The sequence below is a fragment of the Christiangramia sediminis genome, assembly GCF_020552705.1.
Taxonomy (GTDB): Bacteria; Bacteroidota; Bacteroidia; order Flavobacteriales; family Flavobacteriaceae; genus Christiangramia; species Christiangramia sediminis.
The window spans coordinates 400,928-418,611 of record NZ_JAJBZG010000002.1; the positions used below are offsets into that span (position 1 = coordinate 400,928).

Consider the following 17,684-nt stretch of genomic DNA (forward strand, 5'->3'; position numbering starts at 1 on the left):
AGCTTTTAAACTTGCAACTTTTTACTTTTTACTCCCTTATTCATACAGCCAGGTTTGCAGAATAATGGTCGCGCTAATTTCATCCACCAATGCCTTATCACGTCGTTTTTTCTTTTTTAAGCCTCCATCTATCATGCTCTGCACGGCCATTTTGCTGGTAAAACGTTCATCTACCCTCTCCATAGGCATATCGGGGAACTTCTTAAAGAACTCTTTTAAAAACTCCTGAATATGAACTTCACTTTGCGAAGGAGTATCATCCATTCTCTTAGGTTCACCGACCAAAACACGTTCCACTTTTTCATTTTTGAAATAGTCTTCAAGGAATTTTATTAGATCAGGTGTTTGTACGGTCGTGAGGCCCGAAGCTATCATCTTCAACTCATCGGTAACAGCTACTCCTGTTCTCTTAGTCCCGTAATCCAGTGCTAGAATTCTGGCCATTTCAAAAATTTAGGCAAAGGTAAGGTTTATATTCGTTTGTCCATAAATATTGCCTTATAGCTGTTATATTTGAAAAAAATTAGAATATGGACCAGTTAAAAGCTAAAATTGAAGAGGCCTGGAACAACAGAGACCTTTTAAAAGATACTGAAACTACCGATGCCATTAGAAAAGTTGTGAACCTTTTAGATAAAGGAGAACTTCGGGTGGCTGAACCTACCGCTGACGGGTGGCAGGTGAACGAATGGGTTAAAAAAGCGGTGGTGCTTTATTTTCCCATTCAAAAAATGGAAACACTGGAAGCCGGAATTTTTGAATATCATGATAAGATCCCTCTAAAAAAAGGATATAAAGAGAAAGGAATACGGGTAGTACCTAATGCCGTAGCCAGACACGGTGCATATATTTCTTCAGGCGTAATTATGATGCCAAGTTATGTAAATATCGGAGCTTATGTAGATGAAGGTACCATGGTAGACACCTGGGCTACTGTTGGAAGCTGCGCACAAATAGGCAGGAATGTTCACCTTAGTGGAGGAGTTGGAATTGGAGGAGTTTTAGAGCCATTACAAGCTGCCCCGGTAATTGTAGAAGACAACGCATTTTTGGGATCAAGAAGTATTGTGGTTGAAGGAATTAGAATTGAGAAAGAAGCCGTTTTGGGAGCTAATGTAGTACTTACCGCATCTACAAAGATCATCGACGTTACAGGAGATGAACCAAAAGAATTTAAAGGTTATGTTCCCGCGCATTCCGTAGTGATCCCGGGAAGCTATACAAAGAAGTTTCCTGCAGGCGAATATCAGGTCCCCTGTGCTTTGATCATAGGGAAACGTAAAGAAAGTACGAACAAGAAAACTTCATTGAACGACGCTTTACGTGAATATAATGTGGCGGTTTAGCCTGTAAACAAAAAAAGGCTGTAAATAATTCTTCTTTTAATGGGGAAAGTTTCAGAAATAACAGATAAAGTAAACTCAAATTAACTCCTCCCCTATGGGGAGGCCGGGAGGGGCTTATGAAGATACTTGTAATACAGATGAAAATGATTGGGGATGTGCTTACGTCCTCAATCCTTTTTGAAGCACTCCGAAAGGAATTTCCAAAAGCTGAGTTACATTATCTCATTTACAAACATACCTTGCCGGTAGTTGAAAACAATCCTTACATTGATGAATTTGTGCTCTTCAATCCTGACAAGGATAATAAAATAAAGGATTTTGTATTATTCCTAAAACAGATCCGTCAGAAGGAATATGATATAGTCGTAGATGTTTACTCTAAAATAAATACTGCTTTACTGAATATATTTTCTGGTGCCGAGATTAGGATTTCCTACCATAAATGGTATACAAAGAAAGCTTATACTAAGACTTTTGAACCAAAGAAAAGCCTTAAAACAAATGCCGGTTACGCCATAGAAAACCGTTTGCACCTCCTTAACGGAATTTCTTCAGCATTTCCAGTGGAGATAAAACCGAAGATCTATCTCACCTCTGAAGAAAAAAGTAGCGCAGAGCAATTATTGAAAAATTCCGGAATCTCATTCCATCGCCCCCTTATTATGTGCGGCATTCTTGGAAGTTCCGCATCCAAAACGTATCCACTTCCGTATATGGGACAGATCCTGGATTTTATTGTGGAAAAGACAGATTCTCAATTATTGCTGAATTATATTCCCAAACAGTTAAATGAAGCCCAAAAGCTTTTAGCATTGTGTCAACCAAAAACCAGAGAACATATTTACTTTGAAGTTTTCGGAAACAGTTTAAGAGAATTTATGGCGATCACCTCCTGTTGTGATGCCCTGATTGGGAACGAAGGCGGTGCCGTAAATATGGCAAAAGCGCTGGATATTCCAGCTTTTTCTATTTTCTCTCCCCAAATTAAAAAGGAGAATTGGAGCATATATGAAGACGGCAAAAAGAACGTTTCGGTGCATTTAAGGGATTTTCATCCCGTAAAATTCAAAGATCTTTCTAAGAAGGAAATCCAAAAAAAGGCGGACACTTTTTATGGACTGCTGGAACCAAACCTTATCTTCGCCAAATTAGAATCTTTTTTAAAAGAAGTAACCTAAAGTGAAATTCTTGACATCAACAACAACATGAAGATTATTATTTTAGCTGCGGGCATAGGCTCCCGATTAGGTAATCCATTTCCTAAACCGCTTACTCCTTTAAAAGAAGGAAAAAGCATCATGGAAAGACAGGTTGAATATCTTTCCGGGAATTTTAATGAGCATGACATTTCTGTAGTGGTAGGTTTTAAAAAGGACCTTATCATGGAACGTTTTCCAGATCTTTCCTATATCTACAATCAATACTTTGACGCCACTAACACTTCAAAAAGTCTTTTAAAAGCCTTGCTTAAATATCGAAATGAGGATGTTCTTTGGCTCAACGGAGATGTGATCTTTGATGCTGAACTTTTCTCCGTTTTAAATAAGGAGATCGAACAAAAAAATTCTTTCGTATCTGTAAATACTTCCCGCGTAGCCGATGAAGAGGTAAAATACACCCTAAAAAATGATCATATTCACAAATTATCAAAACAGGTAAAGAACGGCCTTGGAGAAGCGGTGGGAATCAATTTTATCGCTAAGGAAGATATGGCGGCATTTATTCAGCAGCTTGAAAATTGTGATGATAATGATTATTTCGAAAAAGGAATAGAAATGGCAATTCAGGAAAATAACATGAAAGTGAAAGCGGTGGACATCTCAAAATTCAGGTGTGTGGAAGTCGATTTTAAAGAAGACCTGGAAGCTGCAAATAACATGTTCTAATATGAAATTTATTCTCTTCTGCCAAAATCCCTATGCTTTCGGAATTCTGGAACCTATTATGCAGGTATTGAAGGAAAAAAATTATGACTACCTCTGGTTCTTACCCCCTAATCTTTCAGAGAAATTTCCTTTTCAGGAAGAACCGCATACTTTTGATATAGATGAGCTAATTGCATTTAAAAGCGATGCCATACTTTGTCCGGGTAATGAAGTACCATATTATTTGCGGGGCCTAAAGGTGCAAATCTTCCATGGGCTTGCCGGAGAGAAAAAAGGACATTTCAGGATACGCCATTATTTTGATCTTTATCTCACGCAGGGACCGTACTTCACCGAAAAATTTAAACAGTTAAAAAGAAAGTACAAAAATTTCGAGGTGATTGAAACCGGATGGCCGAAACTGGATATTTATGGAAAGGATTCTGAAAAGTACAAAAGTGAAAAAGAAGAGCTTCTGGAAAATTTCAATGCTTCAGCGATTGTTTTATATGCTCCAACTTTCTCCCCTTCGCTTACCTCTGCTCCTTTTCTTCTGAAAGAAATTGAGCGTCTGGCAGAAAATAAAAATTACCTCGTACTAATAAAGTTTCACGACCTTATGGCTCCTGAAACCATTTCGCAATACAAAGAGCTCGCAGGAAAAATCGATAACCTCATTGTAGAAGAAGAGCCTAATATTGTAAAGTTTCTATTGATGGCAGATATCATGATAAGTGATACCTCATCGGTAGTATATGAATTCCTTTTACTCAATAAGCCAGTGATCACTTACCGGAATAATTCGAAAACGATTCTATGGGATAATGCTACCGAATATAGAGAACTGCCAGAAAAAGTAATCTCCAACCTTGAAAAAGATGAATACAGGGAACAACGACTAAAAGTTATAGAAAATTACCATCCCTATAATGACGGTAATTCTGCGCTAAGGATGGTAGAAGCTATTGAAAATTATATTTCAGCCCATGGGGTCCCCGAAAAAAGAAAACTTTCTTTTCTGAGAAGGCGAAAAATAAACAGCATGTTCAAAAGTAAAAAGAACTGAAGCTAGAATCATTATTTCTTTTTCCAGAATTTGAGTTTTTTCTTTAATTCCTTTTTTCTCTTGAATTTCTCCTGAAACTGATTGGTATAAAACCACATTTTCTCAAAAACTTCTGCGGCAGGTTTATCTATAAGTTTTGAGTACTCATCGGCCATGATCTCCACCATTTCTTTCTTTGGGGTAAGCCGGGAGAAATTGAGCATTCTTTCTTCAAAATTCAATTCTTTAAAGTTCATCCTGTTAAGATCAACGAGAAAAAATTGAAAGCTATCCCCTTCTTTTTGGATCAGCGTATTTCCGGGAGAGTGGTCCAGAAACTGAATTTGCTTTTCATGAAGCTCAAAAGTAAATCTTGTAAATGCTCTTAATATATTTTCATGATCGGGATAATCGGGATCTGTGACAAGCTGACGATAGGTAAGCTCACATTCTAAATGCTTACACACATAAAAACTATTCAGAAAAACAACTTGAGTATAATTTTCTGAATAAGCTACAGGGTCTGGCGTTCCTACACCTTTTTCTTTAAGTATGCTAGCATATTTAAAGGATCTTTCGGCTTTTGATTTTCTGAAGAATTTATAAGAGATCTTGTTTATTAAGTTCGGGATTCGGAAAGATTTCACGCTGAACTTAGCTTCGTTAATTTTAAATATTTTGATAGTATTTCTACCGCTGGACATTAGCTCACCATGTGTAGGATCATCAAAATGATTAATTAAATTTTTAATTTGGGAAGAATCCTTAGAGTATTTAGTATTTATATGATACTTCAAAATATTATTTTAAATATTTATTTACTCCATTATCACAGCTTATCTTGTTGTCTTTTATGGTTGATTGCTGAATTTTATTATTGATCTCAAGATTATCTTTTGAAGCTTCTGGATGAAAGATATGATAAATTATTCCTCCAAATTTTAATCTCCGCCCCATGACACCCGAATTTAACATTCTTAAAATTAATTCTGAATCCTCTCTTCCCCACCCACTAATATCTTCATTATAACCATTGACCTTAAGAAAATCCTTACGCCAAAAAGAAAGGTTGCACCCCCTTACCTTACTACTGAACTCAGGTTTAGCCTGGTATCGATTACGAAGTAATGGAAATCTAAACGTTCGTCCCCTTTTCTTAATTCCCGAACTAAAGAATGAAAAATCGATTTTCTCCCCCTCTAAAACTTTATTTTTTATTTTTTTTCCAATATTTACTCTGGAACCAAAAATAAAAACTTTGTCTTCTGCCATTTGTATATGGTCCTCTATAAAATGATGATGCATTATACAATCTCCATCAATTTGAACTATATAATCTACAGCAGTATTGGCAATTGCTTTATTAAGAATCTCAGATTTTCTAAATCCATTATCCTCATGCCAGAAATGTTTTACAGTAACAGAATACCTATTCTTAAAATCATCAATTACAGATTTGGTTTTATTAGTAGATCCATCATCAGCAATTAGTATTTCATCTGGAAACACACTTTGATGTTCAATACTTTTAAATACCAGATTAAGGGCTTCAGGCCAATTATAAGTGGAAACCAATAAAGCAGTTCTCATCTATTCAATTTTTTTTGCATCATTTCCTTATAAACTTTAAAGGTAGTTTCTCCCAATCGTTCAGCAGTAAATTTTTCCATAAAAATATTATAGGATCGCTCCGCAAAATCTTCTAGTAATTGCGGTTTATTCATTAAAGGAATAATCTTTTCTGCCAGCATTTTTGGTTGCTTAATAGGTGTTGAATATCCATTAATGCCATTTTCAATAATTTCTTCTACTACCCCAACCTGTGTAGAAACAACAGGGGTTTTATAATACAAAGCTTCCACGAGCGATGAGGGCCCGCCTTCTCTATCAGAGGTAATCAAGAACACATCAAATTGTGGTAAAAATGTAGAGGCCTTTTTTAAAAATCCGGTCAATACAACATAATCCTGCAAATTCTTTTCACTGATTAAATTTTTAATTTCAGGAGTTAATTTTGAATATTCCCCAATTTGAATCAGAAAAACGTTCTTTATTCCTTGCTTATTCACGATCTCGTCCAAGGTCTTTACTAACACCAAAAGATCTTTTGCTTTTGTATGATTAGCAATATTGCCAATTAAAAAATGATCTTCAGGAATATTAAATTTATTCCTCATTTGGAAATCAGCTTTCGGTTTTTTATCCAATACTTTAACACCATTGTATACAACTACCAATTTCTCCTGGTTCTTTTCGGTCAGAATCTTTTTAAAATGTTGTTTTACATATTGCGAGATGCAAAGTATAGTATCAATATTTCTGTAATTGTATTTATACTTACTAAGTAAACTTGTTTTACGTCGAATCCCTTTTCGGGCAAAAAGTGTTCGGGTTTTCAGTTTATAAAAAAGATCTGAAACTACATAACCGGTAACTGAATCACTCGTATGTAAATGGATAATATCTATCTGATGACTTTTAATAATATCCTTTAAATAACTTCTATAATTTTTAGAAAAGGGTTTGCAATAAGGAAAAGATAACAATTCTACTGGACGAAGAGAAGCTTCTTTTGCAATTGGGGTATCTTCAAAACAAAACAATTTTTGAGTAACATTATATTTCGGCAGCTCATCCATCAAATACATAAGTTGCTGTTCATTCCCACCCCAGGACCTTGCTCCGGAAATATGTAATACGGTCATTTATATATGTACATTTGATGCAAATATAAATATTGTAATTTAAGGTGGAAATTATCATTTATTATAAGTTTGCCACTTATAACTTATAGTCGCGTTGAAAAAAAGACTAAGCCTTTTACATTTATCTGCCGCTAAGAACTGGGGTGGCGGCGAAAATCACGTAGAGAATCTTTGTTTTGAACTCCAGGAAATGGATGAAAAAGTAAAGAATATTATTCTATGTGTAAGAAATGCCTCTTTTCACCAAAAGATAAAAGACACAGATCTTCATGTGGAAACCGCACCCATGCTTATAAAACTGGATCTCCGCTATACTGCAAAAATTATTTGGGTGTGTAAGAAATATGAAATAGACCTGATTCACATTCACGATTCAACTGCGCTCGCCCTCGCGGTTATGGCCACAAAACTCGGAAAGTTGCCGCCATTTGTTTTAAGTAAAAAAACATCTTTCCCCATAAAAGACCGGCCCAGGACTTTATATAAATACAATCACCCCCAGATTCAGAAAATACTTTGCGTTTCTGAAAAAACTAAAGAAGTGACCTCGAATAGTGTGAATGATGCTTCAAAACTTGTGACTGTCTATCATGGAACAAGAATTAATAAAACTGAAAAAGCTCCCTTTAATCTTAGAGAGAAATTGAATCTTCCTAAAGATAAGATCATCGTTGGCATGATTGCCAATCACATTCGGGCAAAGAATTTGAAAACCTGGGTGGAAATGATCAATTTCACGATCAACATTAAAAAAGAAAAAAAATTCCATTTTGTCCAGATTGGTAGTTATTCAGATAGATCTCAAGCCTATATTGATCGTATTAATGAGCTTAACTTAAAAAAACATGTTAGCTTTCTGGGCTTTATTCCAGATGCAGCTGCTTTAATTCCGCAATTTGACATTTCGCTGTTAACTTCTCAAAGTGAAGGATTACCTCAGTTTATTTATGAAAGTTGTTATTATAAAGTTCCGGTAGTAAGTACCAATGTTGGAGGAATTCCCGAAATAATTGAAGACGGGGTAAATGGCATGTTAAGCAATCCTTACGAAGCGCAATCTTTAGCAGATAAATTAATAGCTTTGTCCCAGGATAAGAATTTGATGGAGAAATTCGCAAAATTATCGCATCAAAAACTCATCGAAAACTTTACCACCAGAAAAATGGCTGAGCAAAGCTTAGCCGAATATAAAAAAGTGCTTTATGGAAAGAATTGAACAGGAAGTTAGAAATTGCCTTGATATACTCAAAAAAGGAGGAATTATTCTTTATCCAACAGATACTGTTTGGGGAATTGGCTGTGATGCCACCAACGCCCGGGCTGTAGACAAAATATATCAGTTAAAGAAAAGAGAAGAATCAAAAGCATTAATATGCCTGGTTTCCAATTTTAAGATGCTTGAACAATATGTTGAAAATGTTCCCGAAACGGCCTACGACATTCTAAAATATGCCAAGAAACCAACTACAGTTATTTATGACAAGCCTGTTCATATAGCTGAAAACCTGGTAAGTGATGATGAATCTCTGGGAATTCGAGTGGTAAGAGATACTTTTTGTTCTGAACTGATCAAGAAATTAAAAAGACCTTTGGTTTCTACTTCGGCAAACATAAGTGGCCAACCTACCCCCCAATCCTTCGATCAAATTACTCCACAAATTTTAAAAGGTGTGGACTATGTAGTAAATTTGCAGCGTTCAAAAAAATCACCTAAACCTTCCGCCATAATCAAGTTAGGTAACGATGGTCTGGTGAAAGTGATACGCAAATAACAGATGCCGAAATACCACAATTACAGTAAAGCTTTACATCATAAAATTTTCAGGGTAATTTCAGAAGCTTCAGAAGAACTTTCTGTGGATTCCTATGTAATTGGTGGATTCGTACGTGATCATATCTTAGAACGCGGAGAACCAAAAGATATAGATATTGTTGCGGTTGGCAGTGGAATTGAACTGGCGAGGAGAGTATCTGAAAAGCTTCCGAACACTCCGAAAGTTCAGGTTTTTAAGAATTTTGGCACAGCGATGCTACGTTCTGAAGATATGGAAATTGAATTCGTAGGTGCCAGAAAAGAAAGTTATCGCCAGGACAGTAGAAAACCCATTGTTGAAGATGGCACCCTGGAGGATGATCAAAATAGACGGGATTTTACCATCAATGCACTGGCTCTAAAACTCAATAAAGATGGTTTTGGAGATCTTTTAGATCCTTTTAACGGCTATGAAGATCTACAGCAAAAGATCATTAAAACTCCTTTGGATCCCGATATTACTTATTCCGATGATCCATTAAGAATGTACCGCGCGATCAGGTTTGCTTCCCAGCTAAATTTTATGATCGAAGCTAATTCCTTAAAAGCAATCAAAGCCAATAATGATAGAATTAAGATCATCTCGAAAGAACGGATTGTTGATGAACTTAATAAAATCATGCTCAGCGATCAACCCTCAAAAGGATTGGCGCTCCTATTCAAAACCGGTCTACTGAAGAAAATATTACCTGAATTAACTGCTCTGCAGGGAATTGATGAAGTTGAAGGCCAAAAACACAAGGATAATTTCTGGCATACGCTGGAAGTAGTAGACAACATTTCTGAAAACACCGATGATCTTTGGTTGAGATGGGCGGCATTACTTCATGATATAGGAAAAGCACCTACTAAGAAATTTCATAAAAAAATAGGCTGGACCTTCCACGGGCATGAATTCGTGGGAGCAAAAATGGTCTATAAATTATTTAAACGCTTAAGATTACCACTGAATGAAAAAATGAAATTTGTTCAGAAAATGGTGTTGATGAGCTCCAGGCCCATTGCAATTGCAGATGACAGTGTCACAGACTCTGCGGTGCGAAGATTAATCTTTGATGCAGGCGATAACATAGAAGACCTTATGACGCTTTGTGAAGCTGATATTACCACTAAAAACCCAAAAAGATTTAAAAAATATCACAACAACTTCAAACTGGTGCGCCAAAAGATCCAGGAAGTTGAAGAACGCGATCATGTAAGAAATTTTCAGCCACCAGTTAGCGGTGAGGAGATCATGAAGACTTTTGACATCCAACCTAGTCGGGAAGTGGGTCTAATAAAAGACGCTATAAAAGAGGCAATTTTGGAAGGCGATATTCCTAATGAATATGAAGCAGCACGAGAGTTTATGTTGAAAAAAGGTAAAAAATTGGGTTTAAAAGTGAGTAGTGAGTAGTGAGTAGTGAGTAGTGAGTAGTGAGTAGTGAAATTAATAAATTATTATAGAAAGGATTTAATCTAAACTTTAGATCCACTTTTTTACTTTCTAACTTTCAAACTTTTTCATGTATAGAAAATCTGTAAAAATATCCCTTATTCTCGTCTATCTCGTAATTATTGCGGGTGCAGTAGTTAGAATGACCGGTTCCGGAATGGGATGCCCGGACTGGCCTAAATGTTTTGGATACTATATTCCGCCTACTGAAAAATCGGAACTGGAATTTCAACCCAACAGGGAATATAAAGAAGGACAGGTTATAATTGTTGATGAAAGGCTGAAAGTAGCTGCAAGTAATTTTACTTCCGAAAAGACTTATGTAGAAGATAACTGGCAAAATTATGAAAAGCATGATTATGCCATATTTAATCCGACACACACCTGGGTTGAATATATAAACCGACTGGCCGGAGCATTAGCTGGCTTAGCGGTATTGATCATGGCAGTATTTTCCTGGAAAAAAAGAAAATATAAAAAAAGGATTCCCATTTTATCCTGGCTCTGTGTATTTCTAATGGGATTCCAGGCGTGGCTTGGAGCAACCGTAGTTTATTCAGTACTGGCCCCGGCAAAGATCACAGTCCATATGGTAATGGCATTGGTGATTGTTGCTGTATTGATCTACCTTTTGAAGATATCTTCGGAAAAAGAAACGAATCAATTCAGAACCAGATCATTTCAAACTTTACTGATCATTGCGGTGATCATGACCCTTATCCAGGTGGTTTTGGGAACCCAGGTAAGACAATTCGTAGATGAACAGGTTCGCAGTTTAGGCTATGATGCAGAAAGTATGTGGTTGGCAAATCCCGACCTGACTTTCTACGTGCATAGATCCTTTTCTATCCTAGTACTTGGAATCAATGCATTTTTATGGTGGAAAAATAGAAAACTGAATCTCAACCTCAACAGGATAAATATCGTAATGGCACTTATTCTTTTGGAAGTTGCTACCGGTGTGGCTATGTACAATTTTGATTTTCCGTTTCTTTCCCAACCACTTCATCTGGTCATTGCCTCCCTCCTGTTCGGATTCCAGTTTTACCTGTTAATGGAAAGTATTTATGCCACTGAGAAAATTAAAAAATTGTAACTTTGCCCTCCAAATTTTTTAGATATGGTTTATAGATTCCGAGTAATTCTCGATGCCGATGAAGATGTTTTCAGAGATATAGAAATGCTACAGGAAAGTACCCTGGAAGACTTGCACAATACTATCGTTCAGTCCTTTGGATTTGATGGATCTGAAATGGCTTCGTTTTACATAAGTGATGATGAGTGGAATCAGGGAGAAGAGATCCACCAATTTGATATGAGTGGGCATGACACTTCTATTAAATTAATGAATGAAACTTCTTTAGACAGCATACTTTCTGAAAAACAAACGAAATTGATCTACGTTTACGATTTCCTTAAAATGTGGACTTTCTTCGTGGAGCTAGGACAAATTGCTGAAATCGAAGAAGGACGCGATTATCCAAATCTTATGTATGTGCACGGCCAGATCCCTGAAAGCGCTCCAGAAAAAGAATTCAAGGGAGAAGACGAAGGCTTACTGAATGGCGATTATGACGATGATTATAATGATGAGGGCTACGACGATTTCGAATTTGATGAAAACTGGAATTAATTCTTCAGGAAATCTCATTGATTTATTCTGAAAAACTTCTTTCAGGATTCACATTTTTCAACTTTATTTAGTCAAAATTTCAGATATAAATGATCAATCTTTTTAATGCTCAAATTGAATCACTTTCCATACATCGTGTTGGAAATAAGAATCGTGGTGAGAATATATTTATTTCGGCTTCCACATTTCATTTGAATGACGAAATAAAACCATTGATCAAGGAATATTTTCTGAAACCTTTCCGTGAAAAAGAAGAAACCTACTATCGTTTTCATCATGAGACCGATATTGAGTTCAATGAGCTTTATAATTTAGCAAATCAGATCTTTGATGATTCTTATAATACTCATGAGTATTCTAAAAAGATCGCCACTTTATTATATGAGCAATCCACACATCCGCATATTAAAAGTGGAGAGGTCTATATCGTCTATTTTGAAGGAATGCAACTAGATAATGAAAAAGTTTCGGCTATTGGAATTTTTAAATCTGAATTAAAGCACGATTTCCTTCAGTTTGAGCAGAAGCAAAGCAATCTTGAAATGGTTGTGGAACAGGGAGTAAATCTTCAAAAATTGGATAAAGGCGCCATCATTTTTAACAAAAACCGGGAGGAAGGCTATAAAATTCTATCTGTAGATTCTAACCGTTACGACACTAAATACTGGCTGGAAAATTTTCTTGGCGTCGATGTGCTGGCTGATGAAAATTACTTCACGAAGAATTATTTGAATTTCGCCAAAAACTTTGCGAAAGATGTAGTTCTGCCTGCGGAAGACAAGAAACAGGAAGTGATGTTCATGAATAGAAGCATGGACTATTTTGCCAAGAATGACGATTTTGAAGAATCAAATTATATCAATTCGGTAATTGACAATCCAGCTTTAATTCCTGAATTTCAGAATTACAAGGTAGAAAAGGCTCCAAAATATAAAGTAGAGGACCTCACCAATTTCCCTATTGCCAACAAAGCGGTGACCGATGCCCGTAAGAAGATCAAAAATGTGATCACGCTGGATACGAATATCCAGATAAAACTGGATTTCGTCAATTCAGAATCTGCCGAGAAATTTGTAGAAAAAGGCTGGGATGAAGAAAAGCAGATGTACTACTACCTGGTTTATTTCAATAAGGAAGAGAAAAAATAAAATTTTAAGCTAAAAGCACATTTTCTGTCATTCCGAGCACAGCGGAGGAATCTAATCAATTTTTTTATCTTTTCCCAAATACCTCCTACCCTTCTTGGAGAGGCAGGGAGAGGGCTTATTCCAGCAGTCGCTGCATATTCACAGTGTCATAATTTCGTTTTACAAAATCAAGCGCTGTTCTAAGGATCTGTCCCATTGTACTCGCTCGCTTGAACTTCATATCTTTTGAAAAGGCATAGAGATCATTCCGAAGCTGCTTCACATTGTCCTTGGTAGAAACATGATCATTGATCATACACCTAATTAATTCTTTATACCTGCTTTGAGTATTGATCATCCTTTTTGCGAGAAGCGATCGCTCCTCTTTACGATATTGCTCGATGGATGAATTCTCCAGTTTATCTGAAACCAATTGCACCATCTGGAAATTCTCTTTGAAGAATTGAGGTCTGTACACCTTCAAATTTCCCTCAAAGCATTGCTGATCAAAATCTATAGCCCGTATCTGGTATTCTACATGATCAAAATCATGAGTTGGAATCACCACGTAATTATAAGAACGCATATCTCCCAATAGTCTTACCGTGCAACGTTCATTGAATTTTACGAATTGCTTAGCAATCTGGGTTTGTGCACGTAGATCACATTTTGGCAAATGATCTTCGATAAAAACATCTCCAGGAATTCCGGCAATATGCTCTTCAATCAAAGTATCCTTATAAACCAGGAAATTTATACGGTGTGGAGAAAGTAAATGTTCAAACTCCAATCCATACAAACGCGATGCATCGGCTTTCTTTACGTAGAAATAAGTAAAACTATCATTTAGAATATTTCGAACCTTTACCCTAAATGGCTTGGAATTTCCGAAAGTACAATAATCGATCGCATCGACGTTCAGATACTCCAGTGAATCGTCACTACCATCTGAATGAAGAATGGTATAAACCTTTTTCAGGCTGATATCTATCTCCACTCTTTCATGGTCTGGATAATAACAGCGAACCCAGAAAGTATCTTCGTCATGTTGGTCATAAACTACTATAGATCCTGAAAACCTAAGAAGATCGTCATAAAAAACGGGAATTTTTGTATTGCGGTTATACTTTGCAAGATATCGGTTAAAGCGTTCATTTACAGGAAATGCAGGCTTCTTCTTAGACATCAGTTTTTCTTCCATAGGTATCCTCGTTTTGCTCAAAATTAAGCTTATTATAGGGAAACCTGTAACAAAATCCTATTTTAGGCGTCGTATTTTAAACACTTCATCAATCTTGGAAACAATTTTAAGTTTAAATAATCTCACAAAAAGATTCGGTAAGGTCACCGCAGTCGACAATTTAAGTTTTAGCATTGAAAAAGGAAACGTCTATGGCATTCTGGGACCTAACGGTAGTGGAAAATCGACTACTCTGGGAATGGTTCTCAATGTTGTAAACAAGACTTCCGGTGATTTTAAATGGTTCAATGGCAAATTATCTACCCATGAAGCCCTGAAAAAAGTAGGTGCTATCATTGAACATCCCAACTTTTACCCATATATGACTGCAGAGCAGAACCTTGCTCTGGTTTGTAAGATCAAGGGAACAAACAGGGATAAGATCCATGAGAAACTGGAAATTGTCGGACTTCTGGATAGAAAAGACAGCAAATTCAAGACTTTTTCATTGGGAATGAAGCAACGTCTTGCGATTGCTTCTGCCCTGCTCAACGATCCTGAAATTCTTATTCTGGATGAACCTACGAACGGTTTGGATCCCCAGGGAATTCACCAGATAAGAGAGATCATTAGAAAGATCGCTGCCGGGGGAACTACTATTTTGCTGGCTTCGCACCTTTTAGATGAAGTAGAGAAAGTATGTTCTCACGTGGTTATCATTAGAAAAGGAGTGAAATTATACAGCGGACCGGTTGATGAAATTATTAACAGTCACGGCTTTTTTGAATTAAAAGCCAGCGATATGCAAAGATTGGAAGAATTATTAAAAGATCATCCAAAGATTGGAAAGATCACGGACAAGGAAGGACTTCTAACCGCATTTTTAGATGACCCCATGGATGCAGAAGAAATCAACCGCTATTTATTTGAAAAAGGTCTTTCGCTCTCCTACCTGATCAAACGTAGAGAAAGCCTGGAAGAACAATTCCTTCAATTAACCAATCAAACCTCCTCAAACTAATGTTACGTTTACTCGAAATAGAATATAACAAATTACGCTATAGTCGTTCAGCAAGGATATTGATCATCACCTACTTTATCCTGATCACTTTTATCGCCTTAATCGCTTCTATTGAATTCAATATTGGTACTATAGAATTCCGTGTGGCAGACCAGGGCATTTTCAACTTCCCATATATATGGCACTTCAACAGCTACATTGCAGCCATTCTGAAATTATTCCTGGCTATTGTAATCGTATCCATGATGTCTAATGAATATAGTAACCGAACTATAAAGCAAAATCTAATTGATGGCTTAAGTAAAAAGGAATTCATCTTATCAAAATTTCTAACTGTTTTAGTGTTTTCAGGAATTTCAACCATATTTCTTTTTATAGTGAGTCTGATTCTGGGATATTCTTTTTCTGATTTCACAGAGTTCTCTATAGTTTTCTCAGATCTTGAATACTTGCTGGCGTATTTTATAAAATTAACCGGCTTCTTCGCCTTTTGTATGTTCCTCGGTATCTTGGTAAAGAGATCTGCTTTTGCCTTAGGTTTTCTAATAGTGTGGTTTATTTTTGAAGGAATTTTATACGCAGTATTAAATTTCAAAGTTTTTAAAGGAACAGATATCGCCACGAATATTATGCAGTTCTTTCCACTGGAATCGATGAGCAACCTAGTGGTGGAACCTTTCTCCAGACTTAATGCTGTACAGACTGCAGCCACTCAAATTGGAGGAGAATTAACCAAAGACTACGGTATTCACTGGTATCAATTATTGATAGTGATCGTTTGGACGATCATCTTTATTTATTCATCGCTTGTACTACTAAGAAAGAGGGATCTTTAAGATCCCTGAAGCAATCAAAAATGAAAAAACCTTTTCTATTATTTTTCTTCATTTTGAATTTATACTGTCTCAATGCTCAAAATCCAGTTAGCGACTGTTCCGGAGCTATTAAAATTTGCGGAGACGGAGCAATATCTAGTAATGCTGATGGGGCAGGAATACAGGAATTAAATGGTTCTAACAACTGTTCTAGCTCTGAAAATAACAGTCTATGGCTTGAAATTGAAATTACCAAAGCAGGATCTCTAGGTTTTGAACTAATCCCTACCAGCAGCGATATAAATATAGATTATGATTTTTTCATATTTGGACCTAATGCTACCTGCGGAAACTTAGATTTTGCCATACGCTGCTCCACCACAAATCCTGCCGGTGCCGGTGCTATAAACAATCATACAGGAATGAATGACCTTGAAACTGATATCAGTGAAGGTCCCGGGCCCGATGGTAATAGCTTCGTAAAATCATTAGATGTCCTTCCAGGAGAAACTTATTTTATAGTAATTGACAGGCCCATTGGCAACAGTCCTTTTAGTCTCAACTGGACGGGTTCAGCAACAGTTGGTGGTTATCCTTTTCCTGAAGGCCCTGAAATAAATGAAGCTGAAGACCTTCAAACCTGTAATGCTAATGGGCTTGCTGAATTTGATCTTTCTCAGAACAACAGTTCCATCACTACTCAAAACAATACTACGCTCACCTATCATGAAAGCCTGGCAGATGCCTCAGATAATTTAATGACGCTGAGAAATAATTATACCAGTAATGAACCCAAAAAAACTATATATGCCAGAGTTGAAAACGACCTCACCGGCTGCTTCAAGATCACAGAATTTGATTTGATCATTAATGATGGCCCACTAATAGAACCTGCTTTAAGTTTAGAAGAATGTGATCTGGATAGAACCGGAGAAGAAAACTATACCCTTACAGATACTAATGCTGAAATCATTTCAGGATTGGATGCTTCTTCTTACGATATTGAATATTTTGCTTCAGAGGCAGATGCCAGGCAAAATCTAAATACACTCGCCAATAATTATAGTTCAGCTGGGAACGAAACGATTTATGCCAGGGTTTCCGAGGTAAGCAATCCAGACTGTTATAATATTTCTGAAATTGAACTCATTCTGAATGCTCCTCCCGAAATTGATTCATATAATATAGTTCAACCTTCAGTAAATTCCAATAACAATACGGTAGAGATCAGCCTTCCTAATGCTTCTGAATATGAATATTCCATAGGCAACATCGACGGTCCTTATCAAACAAGTACTACATTTCAAAATGTAGCATCTGGATTTAAAACCTTATATATCAGGGATTTCAAGCAGTGCGCTATTATTAGTACCGAAATTGCAATTCTTGGATATGATAATTTTTTTACCCCAAATCAGGATGGAATAAATGACTTCTGGCAACTTAACGGAATAACTCCTGAATTTGCTGCAGATAACCAGATTCATATATACGATCGCTACGGAAAATTACTGAAAAAGCTTAATGCTTCTGAAAATGGCTGGGATGGAACTTTCGATGGAAATGATATGCCTGCGGACGATTACTGGTTCAAGGTTCATCTTCAGAATGGTCAAGAATTTAACGGGCACTTCTCACTTGTTAGATGATTCCTAAAAAATTGATTTAGGTATTATTATTGCTTATTTTCGTGAGGCTA

18 protein-coding genes are annotated in these 17,684 nt (G+C 36.5%); 13 read left to right on the plus strand and 5 right to left on the minus strand.

All coding sequences use genetic code 11. The features are described 5' to 3' along the window. Positions 1 to 36: 36 nt before the first annotated feature. Positions 37 to 444 carry a Holliday junction resolvase RuvX gene (gene ruvX, locus LGQ90_RS06140; protein WP_229339240.1) on the minus strand — a complete coding sequence of 136 codons (408 nt, stop codon included), beginning with the start codon at positions 442 to 444 and terminating at the stop codon, positions 37 to 39. Positions 445 to 530: 86 nt separating this feature from the next. Here ruvX and LGQ90_RS06145 point away from each other — a divergent pair, with 86 nt between their 5' ends. From LGQ90_RS06145 to LGQ90_RS06160, 4 genes are all read left to right on the plus strand, one after another. Next, positions 531 to 1,346, plus strand: coding sequence for a 2,3,4,5-tetrahydropyridine-2,6-dicarboxylate N-succinyltransferase (locus LGQ90_RS06145; RefSeq protein ID WP_229339242.1), 816 nt, complete (start codon positions 531 to 533; stop codon positions 1,344 to 1,346). A 116-nt stretch (positions 1,347 to 1,462) separates the two neighbouring features. Then, on the plus strand, positions 1,463 to 2,524 hold the full coding sequence (locus LGQ90_RS06150) for a glycosyltransferase family 9 protein (protein WP_229339244.1): 1,062 nt from the start codon (positions 1,463 to 1,465) through the stop codon (positions 2,522 to 2,524). Between the two features lie 27 nt (positions 2,525 to 2,551). Further along, a complete protein-coding gene (locus LGQ90_RS06155; protein WP_229339245.1) occupies positions 2,552 to 3,232 on the plus strand; it encodes a phosphocholine cytidylyltransferase family protein in 681 nt (226 codons plus the stop codon). Between the two features lies 1 nt (position 3,233). Next, on the plus strand, positions 3,234 to 4,277 hold the full coding sequence (locus tag LGQ90_RS06160; RefSeq protein ID WP_229339247.1) for a CDP-glycerol glycerophosphotransferase family protein: 1,044 nt from the start codon (positions 3,234 to 3,236) through the stop codon (positions 4,275 to 4,277). A gap of 11 nt (positions 4,278 to 4,288) precedes the next feature. Here the strand turns inward: LGQ90_RS06160 and LGQ90_RS06165 are convergent, their stop codons facing one another. From LGQ90_RS06165 to LGQ90_RS06175, 3 genes are read right to left on the minus strand one after another with little or no spacing between them, the layout of a single operon-like run. Continuing rightward, positions 4,289 to 5,053, minus strand: coding sequence for a lipopolysaccharide kinase InaA family protein (locus LGQ90_RS06165; RefSeq protein WP_229339249.1), 765 nt, complete (start codon positions 5,051 to 5,053; stop codon positions 4,289 to 4,291). A 4-nt stretch (positions 5,054 to 5,057) separates the two neighbouring features. Continuing rightward, positions 5,058 to 5,846: a glycosyltransferase family 2 protein gene (locus LGQ90_RS06170; protein WP_229339251.1), complete on the minus strand. Its 789-nt coding sequence runs from the start codon at positions 5,844 to 5,846 to the stop codon at positions 5,058 to 5,060. After that, complete coding sequence (locus tag LGQ90_RS06175; protein ID WP_229339253.1) at positions 5,843 to 6,961, minus strand: glycosyltransferase family 4 protein; 1,119 nt, start codon at positions 6,959 to 6,961, stop codon at positions 5,843 to 5,845. The genes LGQ90_RS06170 and LGQ90_RS06175 overlap by 4 nt, the downstream gene beginning before the upstream one ends. Before the next feature lie 94 nt (positions 6,962 to 7,055). Here LGQ90_RS06175 and LGQ90_RS06180 point away from each other — a divergent pair, with 94 nt between their 5' ends. The 6 genes from LGQ90_RS06180 (at position 7,056) to LGQ90_RS06205 (ending at position 12,990) form a co-directional block, all read left to right on the plus strand. Further along, positions 7,056 to 8,177, plus strand: a complete 1,122-nt coding sequence (locus LGQ90_RS06180; RefSeq protein ID WP_229339255.1) for a glycosyltransferase family 4 protein — start codon at positions 7,056 to 7,058, stop codon at positions 8,175 to 8,177. Then, positions 8,164 to 8,733: an L-threonylcarbamoyladenylate synthase gene (locus LGQ90_RS06185; protein WP_229339257.1), complete on the plus strand. Its 570-nt coding sequence runs from the start codon at positions 8,164 to 8,166 to the stop codon at positions 8,731 to 8,733. Before LGQ90_RS06180 ends, LGQ90_RS06185 begins: the two co-directional genes overlap by 14 nt. A gap of 3 nt (positions 8,734 to 8,736) precedes the next feature. Beyond that, complete coding sequence (locus LGQ90_RS06190) at positions 8,737 to 10,170, plus strand: CCA tRNA nucleotidyltransferase (protein WP_229339259.1); 1,434 nt, start codon at positions 8,737 to 8,739, stop codon at positions 10,168 to 10,170. A 109-nt stretch (positions 10,171 to 10,279) separates the two neighbouring features. Beyond that, positions 10,280 to 11,305, plus strand: coding sequence for a COX15/CtaA family protein (locus LGQ90_RS06195; protein ID WP_229339261.1), 1,026 nt, complete (start codon positions 10,280 to 10,282; stop codon positions 11,303 to 11,305). A 24-nt stretch (positions 11,306 to 11,329) separates the two neighbouring features. Continuing rightward, positions 11,330 to 11,842 carry an IS1096 element passenger TnpR family protein gene (locus LGQ90_RS06200; protein ID WP_229339263.1) on the plus strand — a complete coding sequence of 171 codons (513 nt, stop codon included), beginning with the start codon at positions 11,330 to 11,332 and terminating at the stop codon, positions 11,840 to 11,842. A gap of 89 nt (positions 11,843 to 11,931) precedes the next feature. After that, a complete protein-coding gene (locus LGQ90_RS06205; RefSeq protein WP_229339265.1) occupies positions 11,932 to 12,990 on the plus strand; it encodes a nucleoid-associated protein in 1,059 nt (352 codons plus the stop codon). 115 nt (positions 12,991 to 13,105) lie between these two features. Here the strand turns inward: LGQ90_RS06205 and LGQ90_RS06210 are convergent, their stop codons facing one another. Continuing rightward, positions 13,106 to 14,170, minus strand: a complete 1,065-nt coding sequence (locus LGQ90_RS06210; RefSeq protein WP_229339267.1) for a hypothetical protein — start codon at positions 14,168 to 14,170, stop codon at positions 13,106 to 13,108. Between the two features lie 94 nt (positions 14,171 to 14,264). Here LGQ90_RS06210 and LGQ90_RS06215 point away from each other — a divergent pair, with 94 nt between their 5' ends. The 3 genes from LGQ90_RS06215 to LGQ90_RS06225 are packed head-to-tail and all read left to right on the plus strand — an operon-like array spanning position 14,265 to position 17,634. Continuing rightward, positions 14,265 to 15,170 carry an ABC transporter ATP-binding protein gene (locus LGQ90_RS06215; RefSeq protein ID WP_229339269.1) on the plus strand — a complete coding sequence of 302 codons (906 nt, stop codon included), beginning with the start codon at positions 14,265 to 14,267 and terminating at the stop codon, positions 15,168 to 15,170. Further along, a complete protein-coding gene (locus LGQ90_RS06220) occupies positions 15,170 to 16,006 on the plus strand; it encodes an ABC transporter permease (protein ID WP_229339271.1) in 837 nt (278 codons plus the stop codon). Before LGQ90_RS06215 ends, LGQ90_RS06220 begins: the two co-directional genes overlap by 1 nt. A 20-nt stretch (positions 16,007 to 16,026) precedes the next feature. Then, positions 16,027 to 17,634: a T9SS type B sorting domain-containing protein gene (locus LGQ90_RS06225; protein ID WP_229339273.1), complete on the plus strand. Its 1,608-nt coding sequence runs from the start codon at positions 16,027 to 16,029 to the stop codon at positions 17,632 to 17,634. Positions 17,635 to 17,684: the final 50 nt, after the last annotated feature.